General features: G+C 61.4%; 14 protein-coding genes. 6 read left to right on the forward strand and 8 right to left on the reverse strand.

Features of this window, described 5'->3' with window-relative positions; translation table 11 throughout:
• Positions 1-197 precede the first annotated feature (197 nt).
• Entirely contained in the window at positions 198-2,204 is a 2,007-nt protein-coding gene (locus PG888_RS02435) for a methyl-accepting chemotaxis protein (RefSeq protein WP_182937861.1), read from the forward strand.
• A 268-nt stretch (positions 2,205-2,472) separates the two neighbouring features.
• A complete protein-coding gene (locus tag PG888_RS02440; protein WP_182937862.1) occupies positions 2,473-2,766 on the forward strand; it encodes a hypothetical protein in 294 nt (97 codons plus the stop codon).
• Positions 2,767-2,840: 74 nt separating this feature from the next.
• Here the strand turns inward: PG888_RS02440 and PG888_RS02445 are convergent, their stop codons facing one another.
• Entirely contained in the window at positions 2,841-3,029 is a 189-nt protein-coding gene (locus PG888_RS02445; RefSeq protein ID WP_042655959.1) for a hypothetical protein, read from the reverse strand.
• A gap of 285 nt (positions 3,030-3,314) precedes the next feature.
• Positions 3,315-5,216: a biosynthetic arginine decarboxylase gene (gene speA, locus PG888_RS02450; protein WP_270692781.1), complete on the reverse strand. Its 1,902-nt coding sequence runs from the start codon at positions 5,214-5,216 to the stop codon at positions 3,315-3,317.
• Positions 5,217-6,231: 1,015 nt separating this feature from the next.
• Here speA and pepT point away from each other — a divergent pair.
• Positions 6,232-7,455: a peptidase T gene (gene pepT, locus PG888_RS02455; protein WP_182937863.1), complete on the forward strand. Its 1,224-nt coding sequence runs from the start codon at positions 6,232-6,234 to the stop codon at positions 7,453-7,455.
• Between the two features lie 212 nt (positions 7,456-7,667).
• The gene (locus tag PG888_RS02460; RefSeq protein ID WP_182937864.1) at positions 7,668-9,377 is read left to right on the forward strand and encodes a lysophospholipid acyltransferase family protein; all 1,710 of its coding nucleotides are present in this window, start codon (positions 7,668-7,670) and stop codon (positions 9,375-9,377) included.
• A 103-nt stretch (positions 9,378-9,480) separates the two neighbouring features.
• Here PG888_RS02460 and PG888_RS02465 read toward each other — a convergent pair whose 3' ends face one another.
• From PG888_RS02465 to PG888_RS02480, 4 genes are all read right to left on the reverse strand, one after another.
• Positions 9,481-9,789, reverse strand: coding sequence for a SelT/SelW/SelH family protein (locus PG888_RS02465; RefSeq protein ID WP_182937865.1), 309 nt, complete (start codon positions 9,787-9,789; stop codon positions 9,481-9,483).
• 78 nt (positions 9,790-9,867) lie between these two features.
• On the reverse strand, positions 9,868-10,992 hold the full coding sequence (locus tag PG888_RS02470; RefSeq protein ID WP_058052119.1) for an adenosylhomocysteinase: 1,125 nt from the start codon (positions 10,990-10,992) through the stop codon (positions 9,868-9,870).
• Between the two features lie 182 nt (positions 10,993-11,174).
• The gene (locus PG888_RS02475) at positions 11,175-11,912 is read right to left on the reverse strand and encodes a hypothetical protein (RefSeq protein ID WP_182937866.1); all 738 of its coding nucleotides are present in this window, start codon (positions 11,910-11,912) and stop codon (positions 11,175-11,177) included.
• Positions 11,912-12,472, reverse strand: a complete 561-nt coding sequence (locus PG888_RS02480; RefSeq protein ID WP_182937867.1) for a YceI family protein — start codon at positions 12,470-12,472, stop codon at positions 11,912-11,914. The genes PG888_RS02475 and PG888_RS02480 overlap by 1 nt, the downstream gene beginning before the upstream one ends.
• 109 nt (positions 12,473-12,581) lie before the next feature.
• Here PG888_RS02480 and PG888_RS02485 point away from each other — a divergent pair, with 109 nt between their 5' ends.
• Positions 12,582-13,484, forward strand: a complete 903-nt coding sequence (locus PG888_RS02485; protein ID WP_182937868.1) for a LysR family transcriptional regulator — start codon at positions 12,582-12,584, stop codon at positions 13,482-13,484.
• Between the two features lie 55 nt (positions 13,485-13,539).
• On the opposite strand, the gene PG888_RS02490 is transcribed toward PG888_RS02485, so the two are convergent.
• Positions 13,540-13,956, reverse strand: a complete 417-nt coding sequence (locus tag PG888_RS02490; protein ID WP_163129552.1) for a hypothetical protein — start codon at positions 13,954-13,956, stop codon at positions 13,540-13,542.
• A 67-nt stretch (positions 13,957-14,023) separates the two neighbouring features.
• On the opposite strand from PG888_RS02490, the gene PG888_RS02495 reads away from it, so the two are divergent.
• Positions 14,024-15,754 carry a formate--tetrahydrofolate ligase gene (locus PG888_RS02495; protein WP_182937869.1) on the forward strand — a complete coding sequence of 577 codons (1,731 nt, stop codon included), beginning with the start codon at positions 14,024-14,026 and terminating at the stop codon, positions 15,752-15,754.
• A gap of 72 nt (positions 15,755-15,826) precedes the next feature.
• Here PG888_RS02495 and PG888_RS02500 read toward each other — a convergent pair whose 3' ends face one another.
• Entirely contained in the window at positions 15,827-17,482 is a 1,656-nt protein-coding gene (locus PG888_RS02500) for a methyl-accepting chemotaxis protein (RefSeq protein WP_182937870.1), read from the reverse strand.
• Positions 17,483-17,693 lie beyond the last annotated feature (211 nt).

Raw genomic sequence — 17,693 nt, forward strand, 5'->3', positions numbered from 1 at the left:
TCGGTTGCAACCGGACATGCCTTCATCAACAACGGGTCACCTTCGGGTGGCCCGTTTTCTATTGCGTCAGAGGATGCGTCTGGGCAAAAAGCCAAAGAGATCACAACTTGCAATGCGGCCTCCCCCAAGGGGGCCTGCGCAGAGTACTATTCAGGCATCACCGCATAGACCCGTCCTATCGGGTATCGAGGCCTCATATGAAATGGATTTTCAACCCGGCCATCCGGCTGGGCAATCAGCTCTCCTTCAAATACAAATTCCTGCTCTGGTCCTGCCTGATGCTGTTGCCACTGGCCTACAGCATGACCAACCTGCTGGGGCGGCTGCAGGATGACAACGCGCAGGCCAACCGGGAGCTGGCTGGCGTGGTCAATCTCGCCCCTATTCCCGCCATCGAACAGGCCCTGCTCACCCATCGCAATCTGATGACCCGCCATGCCTATGAGGTGGATCCGGTCGGTGACGATCAGCTCAAGACAGCCGCACAAGCGGTGGAGCTGAGCCTGCAGGCCTTTGCCGACACCCGCCAGAACAACCCCTCCTTTGAGGTGATCCAGCAGGGCTGGGCCGCCCTGCAGAGTGACGCGGGCAAGCTGGAGGTGGAACAGAGCAACCTGCGCCACGACAAACTGCTGACCGAGGTGCGCCACCTCTACAAGCACATCACCGCCGCCAGCAGCCTGATCCAGGATCCGGCGCTCGGTACCTACTACATGGTGATCCTCGCCAGCGAGCGGTTGCCGCAACTGCGCGACCTGCTGGCCCAGGTGCGGGATCGCGCCGCCACCATCGCCGACTTCGGCCTGTTTCAGGCAGAAGGCTACAGCGGCCTGCGTTTTCGTCTTGACCTGATCAGCGCCACTCTGCAGGAGCTGGAGGCCGACCTGACCCTGCTCTACCAGATCGAACCGGCCTACCGCGCCGAGCTGGGTCAGCAGACCGATGCCCTGATGCAGCTGGTGCGTCAGGGGGTCGAGACCATGGAAAACAAGATGATGAAGGATCAGCTGGTGCAGCTCTCCACCAAGGAGGTGCAAGCACTGGGGGATAAGATGGACGAAGCCATCACCGCGCTGGCAGGCCATGTACGCCAGCGGCTGGAGGCCGATCTGCGTCAGCGGCTGGCCGCCAACCAACGCCACTTCTGGTGGGTCACCGCGCCACTGACCGCCAGCTTGCTGCTCTACCTCTACCTGATGATCGGCGCCTATCTCTCCCTGCGCGAAACCGTGGCGCGAGTGCGTGATATTGCCGCCCGGGTCAACGCCCAGGATCTCAGCCAGCATATCGAGATCGTCGGTCAGGACGAGCTGGCCGCCATCAGCCGGGATTACAACGTAACGCTGGAGACCCTGCGCACCCTGATGCTGCGGGTGCGGGAGAATGGCGTCACCGTGGTGGAGAGCGCCACCGAGATCGAAGCGCGCACCTGCCGCTCGCAGGAGGTGATTGCCGATCAGCAAGGGGAGACCCATCAGGTCGCCACCGCCATCAAGGAGCTGGCCGCCACCTCACAGGACATGGCGGGCAACGCCCTGCAAGCTGCCCGCATGACCCAGGAGGCACAGAACGTGGTCGGTCAGGGCGAGGATGTGGTGGAGCGCACCATCAAGGCCATCGACCATATCAACCGCGAGGTGTTGCGCACCGCCGAGACCATCGGCCAACTGGAACAGCAGTGCAGCCAGATTGGCGGCGTCATCAGCGTGATCCGCGGAATCGCCGAACAGACCAATCTGCTGGCCCTCAACGCCGCCATCGAAGCGGCCCGAGCCGGTGAACAGGGTCGCGGCTTTGCGGTAGTGGCCGACGAGGTGCGGTCTCTTGCCAACCGCACCCAGGGCGCCACCGTCGAGATCCAGCAGATGATCGAACAGCTGCAATCCGGCGCCCGCGCCTCGGTCACCGCCATGTCGGCGGCCAGCCATGAAGCGCAGGAGGGGGTCGGTCTGGCGCAGGAGGCGCAACAGGCCTTTGGCGCCATCACCGAGAAGGTGGATCGGATGGTCGATACCAACGCCATCATCGCCAGCGCCATCGAGCAGCAGGGCGCGGTGGTCAACGAGATCGAACGCAACGTGGTGCGCATCTCGGATGGCAGCGACGAGGCGCTGCAAGTGGCCAACGCCGCCCGCGACGCCGCCCGCCAGATCCACCAGCTCACCGAACAGCTGCGCGCCATGGTGCAGAGCTTCGTGCTGTGACAGAACGCTGACAAGCCGGGCTCAATATGAGCCCGGCATTACCCCGACCTCACGCCTGCCCACAACGCCTCAGTTGCACGGATCATCCAGAAAATCCCTGCGCCCCACTTGCCGGGCAGACGCCAACAAAGTAGTCTCGAACGAAAACAAAATGCGGCATTCTTGACGCGCACTGTGTGCGATGTCGAGGGAAACCAAGCCGCCTGCGAGCCACAGATTAAAACCAGCGTCACCTCATCCATCACCCGCTTCAAGCGAGGATTTATCCATGGCCAGATACCAGTTTTTTACCGTTCCGGCGTCCAATCGGCAGCAATACACCTTTATCGACATGGCATCTCCGACTTTTCTGAGTGAAAAGGCGGCACTGCTGACCCAAGGATTCGAGGTGGAAGAGGACTTTATTGACGCAACCAGCCCGCGAGAGGCCGTCGAGAAGTACCAATCCAACTTTCTCTACGTGGCGGATGAGATTGGCAAGTCGGACAGCAGCTACGCCGCGGCCGTCGCCATGCTGGAGCTAGGCAAGGGGCTATTTGGCAAAAAAACTCGCCGTGATTAGGTGCAGCGGTAAAGAGTGGTGGCCATCGTGGCAACGTGCCCGATGGCCATATGGCGAGGCGTTAATCTTGTGACTCAGAAGCGGGCCAACTGCTGGAGCATCTCAATCAGCTCCTCTTCGCTGCTGGGCTCATAAGCGAGCTGAAGGCTCGGCGCGGCGCCCCCCATCAGCATGTAGACGTTGGTGCTGCAGTGGTCGTAGTGATACCACTTACCGTCGATACAGACGTCGGTATAGCATCTCGGGTCCCTTTTCAGTTCCATATGCACATCCTTTTGTTACATCCCATCAACATCACTCCTGACCGTAAAATAACCACCGAGGTTCAAGCTTGATGCAGATCAAGGGAAGCGGCTGCAAGGGACAGATATCTGCCAGATCTGTGGCCTGCGGATGCCCTGAGCCACCATAGGTTATCCGAATGAAGATGGGTCGAGCGCCCCGTCATATCGCCGGATGGCCCCCCGGCAACAAAAACGGCGCCCGCAGGCGCCGTTTTTTCATTCCCGTCATGTGGTTTTCATCGACGGGGCGAACAAGCCAGAGGCTTATTCGTCTTCCAGATAGGCGTAGCCTTGCAAGCCCAGCTCCAGCTCGTCGAGCAGGGCTTTGCGGGTTGCGTCGTCCAGCGCCGGGTGGGAAGCGATCCGCTGATAGTTCTCGCGGATAACGGACGGGTCGATGTTGACGTAACGCAGCAGCTGATCGACGGTGTCGCCGCGTACCACGTTGCGAATGTCCATCTTGCCCTCCTCGTCCAGCCACACTTCCGCGCAGTGGGTGTCACCGAACAGGTTGTGCAGATCGCCCAGGATCTCCTGATAGGCACCGACCAGGAAGAAGCCGACGTGGCACTCTTCGTTCTCGCCGTAGACCGGCATCGGCAGGGTGCTCTCGACCCCCAGACCGTCGACGTAGTGCTCGACCTGACCGTCGGAGTCGCAGGTGATATCCATCAGGATACCGCGACGGGTGAGCGGACGCTCGAGGCCAGCCAGCGGCATCACCGGGAACACCTGACCGATACCCCAGGCATCCGGCAGGGACTGGAACAGGGAGAAGTTGGCAAAGCACTTGTCCGCCAGCTTTTCACTCAGTTCGTCAGCCAGCGCGCGGTGGTTGCGGTTGACCGGGTTGAGCAGCTCTTTCAGCGCCAGACAGGTGTTCTGGTGCAGCATCTCGGCCCAGGCACGTTGCTCAAGGTTGAGCAGGCCCATGGTGTACTGGGTATTCACGTCACCCAGATCAGCCACCGAGTCGTGGAAGATCTCCAGCAGGGAGGGATCTTCGCTGCGCAGATCCAGCCAGCCTTGCCACATGTTCTGCAGAATGGTCGGTGCATCTTCGCCCGGTGCGCTGATGTCGTTCATCTCCACCCCTTCGGCACCAATGATATTGGTAACCAGCACGGCGTGGTGGGCGGTCAGGGCACGGCCAGACTCGCTGATGATGGTCGGGTGCGGCAGGTCGAACTCGCGGCAGACATCGCCGATGCCCCACACCACGTTGTTGGCGTACTCGGAGAGGCTGTAGTTGGCGGAGCAGTGGCTCTGGGAACGGGTTCCCTCGTAGTCCACGCCCAGGCCGCCGCCCACATCCACTACCTCAATGTTGGCACCGAGGCGACGCAATTCAGCGTAGAAACGGCCGCACTCGCGGATGCCGCCCTGAATGTCGCGGATGTTGGCGATCTGGGAACCCAGATGGAAGTGCAGCAGTTGCAGGCAGTCCAGCTTGCCCAGCCCGCGCAGACGCTCGATCAGCGCCAGGATCTGGGAGGCGGAGAGACCGAATTTGGACATGGAGCCGCCGCTCGATTCCCACATGCCGGAGCCGGTGGAAGCGAGCTTGGCACGCACCCCGATGTTGGGCTTGATGTTGAGACGAGCTGACTCGTCCAGCACCATTTCCAGCTCGGAGGGCTTCTCCACCACGATGTAGACCTTGTGGCCCATCAGGTTGCCCAGCAGGGCGTGGCGGATATATTCGCGGTCTTTGTAACCGTTGCAGACGATCACCGAGCCTTGCTCATGGTGATGGGACAGCACGGCCAGCAGTTCCGGTTTGGAACCAGCTTCCAGGCCAAGCCGGGGCTTGTCGTTGTAGGACTGGCTGATGGTCTCGATGACACGACGCTGCTGGTTTACCTTGATCGGGTAAACGCAGAGGTAGTCCCCTTCATAGCCTGACTTCTCGATGGCCTGACCAAAGGCGTTGAACAGCGCATCGACCCGACTCTTGAGGATATCGGGGAAGCGCAGCAACACGGGGGTGGTCAGCCCGGACTGACGCAGCTGTTCGATGGCATCAGAGATGACAATATGCGCGTCAGGGCGTGATTTGTCGGGGGCGACGGTCACATGACCGGCGTCATTGATATTGAAAAAACCCGCACCCCAGTAGGGAACGTTGTAGACCTTCAAGGAGTCCTTGCTGGACCAGTTAGTCATGGGCTATGCCTCGCAAATGAGCGACCCAGAGTCGCCTTCGTTACCCTCAATCACATCCAGACCATCTAGTGCAGAGTGCGGCGGGTGCTGCCATCACGAGACGCAGCCACACTAACCAACGCTTTGCACATCGCGGCAAGCCAGAGGCTGCCTGGTGGATCTTGGGGAAGTAACGAGTCTTGATGTGGGGCTGGTGGCTTTACATCAAGCTCAACGGTATGCGGTGCCACCTTAAACGGGGCGCCGCGGTACTTTGATGACAGACGACATCAGCCACGCCGTCAGTTCATCATTCGGCAGCGATCCCGACAGAAGGAGAGGGTTCCAAGGAAGAGAAGCGAAGGCGCCAGCACGCATGCGTGTTGATAGACGACAACAACCACAGCCCACCTCACCGTCAGTGACCGCCCATGACAAGGGAAGATGATGAGCCGGTGGCCCACTCGGTCAAATGAAGGATGAGAGTCTGTTGTTCTCCCTGATACCGGAGCCTAACCGGTATTAAAGAAACCATTCCCCAGCAGTGTCTGTCGTTTCTGCGTGCCTCGCCCTATAGGCGTATGATCGGTCGGGTTTCTGGCGGCTCTGCCTGCTTCAGGGTTGCCCTTGGATCGGCGCGGAGTGTACACACTTACCGCAGGCGGTGACAATAAAAAATAGTGTTCAAAATCCCCTTTTAATAAGTCGATCAAATCTTGCTGGCGGGCAGGCGGGCTCTGGGATGGCGCAGGTTATGCGACAGCCCGCTTTCCCCTTGAAAAGTGTGTGAAAACGCCATGATGGGGCTGATGCCTTGCTGTGCGGTGGCCAAGGGGAATTTAGCCGTGACCGCCAGTGCCTAAATATCGTAATAAATGCCAAATTTATGCGCCCCCCCTCGCCGAAGTTGCCCCGCGCGCCGCACATTCGCCGCTCTTCCCTTGCGTCAAAAAATGGGAAAAACCTGCGCTGACGCAATGAGTCGCCTGCACGGATTGGCCACAATGACCGCTCACAACCGGTTAGAGGCTGACTAATGGATACCCTGCTTGAGCGTTTTCTGCGTTACGTGACTTTTCATACCCGCTCCGATGAGACCAATCCTGCCTGCCCCAGCAGCGAAGGCCAGCTGATCTTCGCCCGTGCCCTGCAAGAAGAGATGAAGGCGCTGGGGCTGACCCAGGTCACCCTGGATGAGCACGGCTACCTCACCGGCTGCCTGCCGGGCAACCAGCCGGACGCCCCCGCCATCGGCCTGATTGCCCACATGGACACCGCCGACTACGAGGCGGAGCAGGTCAAACCCCAGATCATCGAAAACTATCAGGGTGGCGACATCTGCCTTGGCAAGGGTGACGAGGTGCTTGCCATCCGTGACTACCGTTTCCTGAAAAACTATCTGGGTCAGGATCTCATCACCACTGACGGCACCACCCTGCTGGGCGCCGACGACAAGGCGGGTATCGCCGAGATCCTTACCGCCATCGACCACCTGCAAGCCCACCCCGAGATCCCGCGCGGCGATATCTGGGTCGGCTTCACCCCGGACGAAGAGATCGGCCGCGGCGCCAACCTGTTCCCGCTGGAGAGATTCCCGGCCAAGTGGGCCTATACCGTGGATGGCGGCGAACTGGGAGAGCTGGAGTATGAAAACTTCAACGCCGCCAGCGCCAACCTGCGCTTTGTCGGCAACAACGTCCACCCCGGCACCGCCAAGGGCAGCATGATCAACAGCCAGACCCTGGCCGCCCGCTTCCACGCCGCCATGCCTGCCGAGCAGACCCCGGAGTGCACCGACGGGTATGAGGGCTTCTTCCATCTGGCCCAGATGAGCGGCACGGTGGAGGAGAGCACCCTGCACTACATCATCCGCGACTTCGACGACGAGCGTTTCGCCGCGCGCAAGGCCGAGATGCAGAGCCGGGTCGCAGCCTTGCAAGCCGAGTATCCGAAAGCCCGTATCGAGCTGACCCTGACCGACAGCTATCGCAACATGCGCAGCCAGATTGAGCCGCACATGCACATCGTCGAGCTGGCCAAGGCCGCCATGGAAGCCGCCGACGTGGTGCCGAAGATCAAGCCCATTCGCGGCGGTACCGATGGCGCCCGCCTCTCCTTTATGGGTCTGCCCTGCCCCAACCTCTTCACCGGTGGCCACAACTTCCACGGCAAGCACGAGTTCATCCCGCTGCAATCCATGGAAAAATCGGTCGCCACCCTGGTGGAGCTGGTGCGCCTCACCGCGGCCTGGCGCGGTTAATCGGGTCGCTATCCTTACCACGACCACCAAGCGGGGAGCCGGTTAACCGGCTCCCCGCTTTGCTATCTGGCCACCAGCCATCAGGAAAAGGAAACCACAGAGCGCAGTACGAGGGCAACTGGCCGCCGCTGCCATCAAACTGTCATCCCGCTGACATGTTGCGGGAACAGTGCCGCACCATGCTGGGGACAACGGATCGCCGGAGCCCCCAGATGTTCACTATCGATACCCTGCTGACCCAGCACTTCCCTCGCCTGCTTGGCTATCCCCTGCTCACCCCGCTGTGCAAGCGGCTGCTGGGCTGGCTGCTCAACGAACGGGCCTTTGCCGACTTTGCCGCCCGCTACCCGCACCTGCGCGGCCTCGACTTTGTCGAGCAGGCGCTGACCCGGCTCGATTTCGACTATCGGGTCAGCGAGGCACAGCTGGAGCACATTCCCGCCAGCGGTCGGGTCATGCTTGTCGCCAACCATCCCATCGGCTCGCTGGATGGACTGGCGCTGCTGCAACTGCTCGGCCGCATCCGCCCCGATGTGAAGATCGTCGCTAACCAGCTGCTGGCCCAGCTCGCGCCGCTGCGCCCTTTGCTATTGCCGGTGGACAATATGGCGGGCAAAACCGATCGACAGGCCATCCTCGCCATGAACGAACACCTCGCCCATGAAGGGGCGCTGGTGATCTTTCCCGCAGGTGAAGTCTCCCGGCTTGGCCTCAAGGGGGTGAAAGATGGCCCCTGGCAGGCAGGCTTTATCAAGCTGGCCCAGCGCACCCGCACCCCGCTGGTGCCGATCCATCTGGGGGGGCGCAACAGCCTCTGGTTCTATCTCGCCTCCTGGCTCAACAAGCCCGCTTCCGCCCTGTTGCTGGTGCGCCAGCTGTTTCGCCAGCAGGGGCAGACCCTGCCGGTGACCATAGGGGCGCGCATTCCGCTCGGCAGTTTTCAGGAGCTGCCCGCCAAGACGGCGGCGCGGCTGGTGCGCAGCCACCTCTACCGGATTGGCCGGGGCAAGGCGGGACGGCTGCAGACCGAGGCCCCCATCGCCCTGCCGGAGGATCGCCGCCAGCTCAAACAGGCCATCGAGGGGTGCGAACAGCTCGGCACCACCCCGGATGGTCAGGGGATCTACCTCTACCGCCGCCACGAACTGAGCCACTCGGTGATCCTGCGCGAGCTGGGGCGACTGCGGGAGATCGCCTTTCGCGCGGTGGGGGAAGGGTCTGGCAAGCGGCGGGATCTCGATGGTTTTGACGATGACTACCACCACCTGATCCTCTGGGATCCGGCCCGGCTCGATATTATCGGTGCCTACCGGTTCGCCCCGGTGGCGGAGCTGCTGGCCAGCAAGGGGAAGGATGGCCTCTACAGCCATACCCTGTTCGGTTTCGAGGAGAAGCTGCTGCCCCGGCTGGAGCAGGCCATCGAGCTTGGCCGCAGCTTTATCCAGCCCGCCTACTGGGGTAAGCGGGGGCTCGATTATCTCTGGTTCGGTATCGGTGCCTATCTGGCCCGCTATCCCAGCTACCGCTACCTGTTTGGCCCGGTGTCGCTCTCCGGCAGCCTGCCACCGGCGGCCAAGGATCTGCTGGTGAGCTTCTACCGCCAGCACTTTGCCCCCGAGCTGGCGCTGGCCCCCTCCCGCCGTCCCTACCCCGAGACGCAGCCTCTTTTCGAAGGGTTGGATTACGGCGCCGACCTCAAAGCACTCAAGGCCCGCCTCGACAATCTGGGCTGCGCCATCCCTACCCTCTACAAGCAGTATTCCGAGCTGTGCGAGCCGGGCGGCGTCCAGTTTATGGATTTTGGCATCGACCCCGACTTCAACCACTGCATCGACGGGCTGGTGTGGGTGGATGTGAGCCGCATCAAGCCCCACAAGCGGGCCCGCTATATCGGCAGCCATCTGTCCGAGCCGCGACCATAGCCCCCGCAGGTACCAAACAAAAGCCAAATGCAAAAAAGGAGAGAGAGGCCATGGCCTCCCTCTCCTTTTTCTATTTTGTGTTTTACAGACAACGGGGTGGACGTTACTCGGCCGTCTTGCGATCCGAGTGGCCGAGATCTCGCTCCGGTGCGATAACATCGCGCACCCGCTGCTTGATCTCCTTGGCCTCGGGGAAGCCGTCATCGACCACCCGATCCCACACCTGCACCCCGCCCACCAGAATGCGGAACTCCCCCTTGCTGGCCGGCACCAGCGCCACCTCTCCCAGCTCACTGTCGAAGGTGGAGAGCAGCTCCTGCGCCAGCCAGGCAGCGCGTAGCATCCAGCGACAGAGGGTGCAGTAGCGGATCTCGATGCGGGGTTTGCTGATCAGGGTTTCAGACTCGGTCATGAGGGACTCCATAAAAAAAGCGGCCAATGGCGGAAAGTGGCGTACCGCCGCCCAATGGCCGATCCCGGTTTGGTCAAATCAGTGCTGGTCAACACCATGAAAATCGGCCAGCCAATGGCGGGCAATGGTACGCATCGCCGATTCTGGCAGCTCGAACAGGCCGGGAGCAAGCGGGCCTGCCGCCAGCATCCGAATCCCTTCCATGATCTCCGCCAGCACCAGATAGACGTATTCACCAATCACGGCACCATGCACGAAGTTGACCGCCTCACCCCGGTTGAGCAGGTAGATCTGGCTGCCATCCGGCCGGTTGAGGGCCAGCACATGAGGGCACACCTCTTCGCTCGGCCACGGCAGCTGGGCCAGCGAGAAGGCGAACTCGTCGTCAGCCGAGGTGACCGAGGCCACCATGGTGCCGGGGCGCAGCGCCTGCAGATCCGCCAAGTCCAGCGAGCCATTGCCGGTGGAGCAGATCACCAGCTCGGCACGGCTCAACGCCTCGGCCTTGGTGATCAAGCGAAAACCGTGGGAGAGCGCTTCCACCTGTCGCAGCACATCGGTTTCGACCAGCCCGAGATGGAGATTGCGACAGCGCAGGTCGCGGGCGATGCTGCGCCCCACCTTGCCATAACCAAACAACACGGCTTCGCAGACGTTGAAGGTGCGGTTGAGGGTGCGGGCCAGCGACTCGGCGGAGTAGACCACGCTCAGACCAATCTGGATATCCTCGGCCTGCTTGAGGGGGCTGCGCGCCACCGACACCACCGGGGTCGCCAGCACCTCCTGCTCATAGCGCTGATGGCCGTTCTCGGTCATCTCCACCACCCCGAGAAAACGGGGGCCGAAGTACTCGCTCAAGATCACCTGGGTTCTGGCGAAGTAACCGCCGATATCGAGGATCAGCAGCCGCTCGTGGGGGGCCACCAGCGGTGCAATCTGCTGGATGAGGCTGTCGGGATCATTGGTCCAGTGCCGGTTGAGGGGCAGCACCGGATAGTGTTGGGATACCCACTCCAGGGTCGGGCCGTGTACCGATTTCGGTTTGGGCAAAATGGCGCCGATCCGCCCAATCCGGGAAAGCGCTTCGATAAAACGGGGGCGATCGGGAAGCAGGTGAGTGACCAGCAGAATGCAGAGACCGTCGATACGTCCCTGTCCGGTGAAATGGCGAAAAAACAGATGCTCAGATCCTTGACTGCGCAACTGTGGCCTCCTTATGTGCCGCAAAGCAGGCAAACAGAACCCGGCTCGGCCGGGTTCTGTGTGTGTCCAAATAAAATGAAAATCCTTTTTATCTGAAACACATAGGGGGCTCAATCATTATCTGCCAAGAGTATGAGCGGGTATGCAAAAATGACTGTAATTGCCTGTTTTTCATGCAAAAATCAGTACAAAGAAGCAGCGGGCCACACCCACCACAGGCTGAGTCCGGTCCCCGCGGCGGCGAGCAGGATCAGAGCCCCCCAGCGCAGCGGCCACGGCTTGTCACGCAACGCCCATTCCAGCAGCGGCAGCAACCAGACCGGCAGCAACACCACCAGCGGCACCTCCACATATTGCCAGGCGAGCATCTGGACAAAAGCGAGGGCCAGCGCCAGACCGGCAGGTGCCACCTTGATGCCAACAAAGGTGGCGAGCAGGGCACGAAAACCGGCGAAAGCGGCCAGCGCACCGGCCAACTGGGCAATCAGCAGGCTGCCATCGATGCCGATCACCAGCGCCAGCCAGATAAAGCCGAGAGCAAAACCCAGCCCCTCGCGGCTGTCACCGCGCAGACCACTCCAGCCAAACCAGAGGATGGCGGGCAGCAACGCCAACCAGATCCCGGGTTCGCTCGCCAATACCGAGGCCAATCCCTGCCGCCACACCAGCGCGCTGAACACCGCAAAAAGCAGCAGCGAACTGCGCAGATCGCTCACCTGAGCCGCAATGGCAGGGGCCATCAGGGTCAGCGGCAACCACTGCCACGCCTTGGCCGGAATGCCATAGAGGCCGCCGAGCCAGGATCCCACCAGCCAGAGCGCCAGCGCGCCCCACAGATACCCCAGTCGCGGCCAGCGCCACGATAGCAAAGCGGCTCCCAGAGGAGCCGCCAGGGTTTGCAGCAGAAGTTCCGCGCCCATTACTTGCGCACGCCTTCGACAAACAGGTTGATGTTCATCTCGTCCGGGATGCCGGGCAGCATGTAGCTCACGCCAAAGTCACTGCGCTTGATGGTGGTAGAGGCGTTGAAGCCACTGCGGTAGCCGCCCCAGGGATCCTTGCCCTCGCCAATCTTCACCAGATCGAAGGCCACTTCTTTAGAGATGCCGTGCAGGGTCAGGGTTCCTTTCAGCACGCCTTTATCCTTGCTGCCCTCGTAAGCGGAGCTGACGAAGGTCATCTTGGGATACTGCTTCACGTCGAGGAAGTCAGGGCTGCGCAGGTGCTTGTCGCGGGCCTCGTGGTTGGAGTCGACGCTGGCGGCGTCCACTTCAAAGCTCGCCTTGGCCGCAGCCGGGTTGGCGTCATCCATGCTGAAGGTACCGCTGAAGGTGTTGAAGCGACCCACCAGCTCGGAGAAGCCCAGGTGACCCACTTTGAACTGCACCGTGGTGTGCGCCGCATCCACATCGTAATCCGCCGCCATCAGAGGGGTAGCCATAAACAGGCAGGAGGCCAGCAGAGCCTTGGTCATTTTCATCCGTTCGTTCCTTCATCTTGGGGTTCACATCAGTGGCTAAAATGCTAACCTCGTTCTGAAGATGAATAATCAGTGATTTATTAAATTCATTATTTACTGAGGATGGAAAATGGACCAGATAGCCGCCATGCGCACCTTTATCAAGGTGGTGGAGTGCCAGAGCTTTACCAAGGCCGCCAACCAGCTCGGCATCTCGGTCGCCATGGCCTCCAAACTGATGCAGCAGCTGGAAGAGTCCCTCGCCACCCGGCTGCTGTCGCGCACCACCCGTCAGGTCAATCCCACCGAGGCGGGCCAGTTCTACTACCAGCGCTCCCTCGCCCTGCTGGCGGAGCTGGAAGAGACCCACAGCCAGCTGACCCACCACAACCAGCAGCCGAACGGCACCCTCAAACTCTCGGTGCCGATGGATTTTGGCTATCTGCACCTCTCCCCCGCCCTGCCGCTGTTTCGCCAGCGCTTTCCCGATCTCAAGCTCGATATCGAGTACAGCGACCGGCGGGTGGCACTGGTGGAAGAGGGATTCGATCTGGCGCTGCGGATCGGCCACCTCAGCGACTCCTCGCTGGTGGCACGCCAGCTTGCCACCATCAAACTGGAACTCTGTGCCAGCCCCGCCTATCTGGCTCACAAGGGGACGCCACAGAGCCCAGAGGATCTCAAGCAGCACGACTGTCTGGTCTATACCCTGACCCAGCCGGAGTGGCACTTCAAACAGGGGAGCGAGGCGCAGAACATCCGGCCGCAGGGGCCGCTGCGGGCCAACAACGGGGTGGCGCTGACCCGCGCCGCTTGTGATGATCAGGGCATCATATTGCAGCCCACCTTTATCGTGGGGGAGGCGCTGCGGGAAGGGCAACTGGTGAGCCTGCTGCCGGAGTGGGATAAGGGGGAGGTGGGGCTCTATGCGGTCTATCCGCACCGCCGCTTCGTTTCAGCCAAGGTGCGCTGCTTTATCGAGTTCGTGCAGGAGCGCTATCTCGCCCCGCAACAGTGGGATACGCCGACCTGATTGCCAGAGCAGAGGGTACGGCCTGAATGTCCGGCCTGCTGGCCCGGCTTGAACCCTAGCGCTGGCCGGGGGCCGCGGCCGGAACCAGCTTCGCCAGCAGACGCTCCTGCTCGAGGCTTAACTGCCAGCGCGGCAGACGGGTGCGGATCACCGACAACTGCGGCTCACTGAGGGCATAGGGGAGCGCCACCTCAAGCTCGGGGCAGTCAAACATGGCGGCCAGCTGCAGGATCAGAATGAGGTTTGCCTCGTCAGTCTTGTGCTTGTTGACCCGTTTGCGGATCTCGTGGCGCAGCTGGGTTTCCGGGTCCTGGGTCATCGCCTGCCAGCCGAAACCGAACAGTGGCACCAGCGCACTGACAATCCCCAGCGCCGTCATCGGCTGCTTGGGGGGATGATAGAGTTCGTTGAGATCCAGCAGAACAGGATTCTGACGAACCTCACCCTCACCAAATAAAATCGTTTTCGTCATTGGATTACCCGTTATATTCCACTAGACTGCGCCGCATATTTTACCCCGATATGCCAACGAGGTGCTGATGCTAAGCGATATCGAGATCTCCCGCCAGTCCCCCCGTCTCTCCATTCACGCGCTGGTCGAACGCCTCGCCATCCCCCAGCACCTGCTCAGCCCCCATGGCCACTACAAAGGCAAGCTCAGCCTCGACCTGCTCAAGTCTCAGTCCAAACAGCGCGGCAAGCTGGTACTGGTGAGCGCCATCACCCCGACCCCGCTCGGTGAAGGGAAGACGGTGACCACCCTCGGCCTCTCCATGGGGCTCAACCATATCGGCCAGCCCAGCATCGCTACCATCCGCCAGCCGAGTCTCGGCCCAGTATTCGGGGTCAAGGGGGGGGCAGCCGGTGGCGGCCACGCTCAGGTGGTGCCGATGGAGGAGATGAACCTTCACCTCACCGGCGATTTTCACGCCCTGACGGCGGCCCACAATCTGGCGGCGGCGGCCCTCGATGCCCGCCTGTTCCACGAACAGAAACTGGGTGCTGAGTTCACCGCCAAAACCGGCCTGCCGCGGCTCGATATCGATGCCGATAACATCCTCTGGCCGCGCACCCTCGACATGAATGACCGCGCCCTGCGCCACCTCACCATAGGTCAAGGTGGCGCAGCCGATGGTGTGGAGCGCGGCGAGCGCTTCGTCATCACCGCCGCCTCCGAGCTGATGGCCATTCTGGCGCTGGCGAGCGATCTGAAAGATCTGCGCCAACGCATCGGCCGCATCCAGCTGGCCCGCAATGTCCACGGTAAGCCCATCACTGCCGAGCAGCTTGAAGTGGCGGGCGCCATGACGGTGCTGCTGAAAGATGCGCTGCAACCGACCCTGATGCAGACCACCGAGCAGACGCCGGTGCTGGTACACGCCGGCCCCTTTGCCAACATCGCCCACGGCAACTCCTCGGTGATCGCCGATCGCATCGCCCTTGGTCTGACCGATTATGTGGTGACCGAGGCAGGTTTTGGCTCCGACATGGGGCTGGAGAAGTTCTTCAACATCAAGAGCCGCCAATCCGGCATTACCCCCGCCTGCGTGGTGCTGGTGGCCACGGTGCGCGGCCTCAAGGCCAACAGCGGCCTGCTCGATATCCGCCCGGGCCAACCGCTGCCAGCCAGCCTGCAGGGGGAAGATCTGCCAACCCTCAAGCAAGGCTGCGCCAACCTCGCCTGGCATATCCGGAACGCCCGTCGCTACGGGGTGCCGGTGGTGGTCGCCATCAACCGCTTCCCCACCGACAGCGAGGCCGAACTGGCGCTGCTGGCCCATGAAGCACAGCAAGCCGGTGCCTGTGGCGCGGCTATCTCCAACGCCTTCACTCAGGGTGGCGCTGGCACCAGCGAGCTGGCCCGCGCTGTGGTCGCCGCCTGCGAGCAACCTAGCAAGGTGAAACTGCTCTACCCCGACGAGATGAGCCTCGACGCCAAGCTGGCGACCCTGGTGGAGTGCGGTTACGGTGGCCGCGGGGTGCAGCTCTCCGACAGAGCCCGCCAGCAGCTGGCACAACTTTCCGCCGAAGGGTGGGATCACTTGCCCATCTGCGTGGCCAAGACGCCGCTCTCCATCAGCCATGACCCCGCCCTCAAGGGGGTACCGACCGATTTCGAGGTACCCATCGACGAGGTGAAGCTCTGCGCAGGGGCCGGGTTCGTCTATGCGCTGGCGGGCCCCATCATGACCATGCCGGGACTGGGCAGTCTGCCTGCCTATCGCCATATCGATATCGATGAGAACGGCGAGATAGTCGGCCTGAGCTGAGCCCTTCCACAACGCCAGAAACAACAAGGCCCCGCCAATTGGCGGGGCCTTCTGTTATCCAGGCGTCACGGTTTAGAGGGTGAAGCGTTGGGTCATATGGTGCAGGGTGTTGGCCAACTTGCTCAGTTCGCCACAGGCCTGGGCGATCTGATGGGCGCCCTGGGCATTCTCGTCAGCCGCATTGTGAATGTTGACGATGCTACGGTTGAGCTCTTCGGTCACCGCGTTCTGCTCTTCGGTGGCAGTGGCGATCAGGGTGTTCATGTCGGTGATGCGCACCACGGCACCGTTGATGGTGTCGATACTGGTACCGGCATCCCGCGCCAGACCGACGCTCTCCTGCATCTGATGACGGCTCAGTTGCATGGCGTTGCCCGCCTCGGCGGCGCGGCCCTGCAGCAGCTCGATCATCTTGCTGATCTCGGCAGTGGAGTCCTGGGTACGCTGGGCCAAGGATCGCACTTCATCGGCAACGACCGCAAAACCACGACCCTGCTCACCGGCACGGGCCGCTTCGATGGCGGCGTTGAGCGCCAGCAGGTTGGTCTGACCGGCGATATCGCGGATCACATCCAGCACTACACTGATGTTGGCGCTGTCGGCCTCCAGCTGCTGCACCACGGTGCCCGCCTGTTCAATCTTGACCGACACCTCTTCGATGCTGGCGATGGAGCTGCGCACCACTTCGCTGCCGGCAGCGGAGGTGCGGGAAGCATCCTTGGCGGCGCTCATGGCATCCGTAGTGTTGCGGGCCACTTCGTTAACGGTGGACTGCATCTCGTTCATGGCAGTCGCCACCTGGGAGACTTCGTTCTGCTGGATGGCCATGCCGCTGGCAGACTGGCTGGAGATGGCGCTCACCTCCTCCACCGCGCTGCTGAGCTGGCTCACGGAACCGGCGATCTCGCTCACCAGATCGGAGAGGGAACCCTGCATCCGGTTGATGGCGGAGCCCAGCTGACCCAGTTCGTCGCGGTTGAAGCGGCTGTCACGGATCCACTGCTGCAGTTCGCCCTGACCCAGCTCGCCATTGGCAATACGCTGGGCCTGACGGGCCAGCATGATCAGCGGATCGCGGATCTGGCGGGTCAGTACCATGGAGAGCACCACCACCAGTACCAGGCCAAACACCAGCGCGATGGTAACGCTCAGCTTGGCGGATTGGTAAGACTCCACCACGTCATCACGGGATTCAGACGCATAACCGTGGTTGATCTGGATAAGATCGGCCACCGACTTGTTAAGTTCGGTATAAATTGGGATACCTTCAGCCAGAAAGATACGCTGGGCTTCTGCGAGCTGATCGCTGTCTTGCAGCTGCTTGACGCGCTGATGCAGTGCCACATAACGATCCCAGTTAGACTTGACGGTATCGAAAGTGCGGCGTTCCGCCACATCCTCAGCCCAGATAGTCTTGTCATGGGCGGCCAACTGTTGCGCAATCTGGTTGAGCTTTTGATTGGCGACATCACGGTATTCACTTCTCTTTACCGGGTCAGCCGCCACCACGAAGTAGCCCAGCTCATAGCGGCGCAGCTCACTAATGGTGTCGCCAATCGCGCTGGTGCGATTGACCGCAGGCAAGATGCTGTCGGTAAAGCGAATCGCAACATCATTCATGTTGCCAAACTGGACAAGGGCGAAGCCGCCGATAAAGGCGACCATCAAACCGAGCACGGCAAAGCCGGCGGTGAGTTTTTTGCCTATGGTCATGGAACTGGTATTCATGGCGTATCCTGGTGGTCGTTAAATTCGTTGCACTCGTCCGGTTCACGCCCTCCTGGCATGAACTATCTGGCCACTTGTTCAGTGGCGCACCATCCAACCTTGATGAATAACTCTGAATTCCATGAGCGGCAGCGAGAGCCGTGAGGGGACGCTAGAGTAACCGGATTGTGGCGGTTCGGAAAGAGTCTGCCTGGTTACTTTTTGTAAGGTA

It is taken from the genome of Aeromonas sp. QDB23, assembly GCF_027707745.1.
In the GTDB taxonomy this organism is placed as follows: domain Bacteria; phylum Pseudomonadota; class Gammaproteobacteria; order Enterobacterales; family Aeromonadaceae; genus Aeromonas; species Aeromonas allosaccharophila.

Bases quoted from the DNA above. Each gene is read 5' to 3' on its own strand.
- PG888_RS02445 (WP_042655959.1), bottom strand. From the start codon at position 3,029: ATGGAACTGAAAAGGGACCCGAGATGCTATACCGACGTCTGTATCGAC.
- speA (WP_270692781.1), bottom strand. From the start codon at position 5,216: ATGACTAACTGGTCCAGCAAGGACTCCTTGAAGGTCTACAACGTTCCC.
- PG888_RS02440 (WP_182937862.1), top strand. From the start codon at position 2,473: ATGGCCAGATACCAGTTTTTTACCGTTCCGGCGTCCAATCGGCAGCAA.
- PG888_RS02495 (WP_182937869.1), top strand. From the start codon at position 14,024: ATGCTAAGCGATATCGAGATCTCCCGCCAGTCCCCCCGTCTCTCCATT.
- PG888_RS02465 (WP_182937865.1), bottom strand. From the start codon at position 9,789: ATGACCGAGTCTGAAACCCTGATCAGCAAACCCCGCATCGAGATCCGC.
- PG888_RS02500 (WP_182937870.1), bottom strand. From the start codon at position 17,482: ATGAATACCAGTTCCATGACCATAGGCAAAAAACTCACCGCCGGCTTT.
- PG888_RS02480 (WP_182937867.1), bottom strand. From the start codon at position 12,472: ATGAAAATGACCAAGGCTCTGCTGGCCTCCTGCCTGTTTATGGCTACC.
- PG888_RS02460 (WP_182937864.1), top strand. From the start codon at position 7,668: ATGTTCACTATCGATACCCTGCTGACCCAGCACTTCCCTCGCCTGCTT.
- PG888_RS02435 (WP_182937861.1), top strand. From the start codon at position 198: ATGAAATGGATTTTCAACCCGGCCATCCGGCTGGGCAATCAGCTCTCC.
- pepT (WP_182937863.1), top strand. From the start codon at position 6,232: ATGGATACCCTGCTTGAGCGTTTTCTGCGTTACGTGACTTTTCATACC.
- PG888_RS02475 (WP_182937866.1), bottom strand. From the start codon at position 11,912: ATGGGCGCGGAACTTCTGCTGCAAACCCTGGCGGCTCCTCTGGGAGCC.
- PG888_RS02485 (WP_182937868.1), top strand. From the start codon at position 12,582: ATGGACCAGATAGCCGCCATGCGCACCTTTATCAAGGTGGTGGAGTGC.
- PG888_RS02490 (WP_163129552.1), bottom strand. From the start codon at position 13,956: ATGACGAAAACGATTTTATTTGGTGAGGGTGAGGTTCGTCAGAATCCT.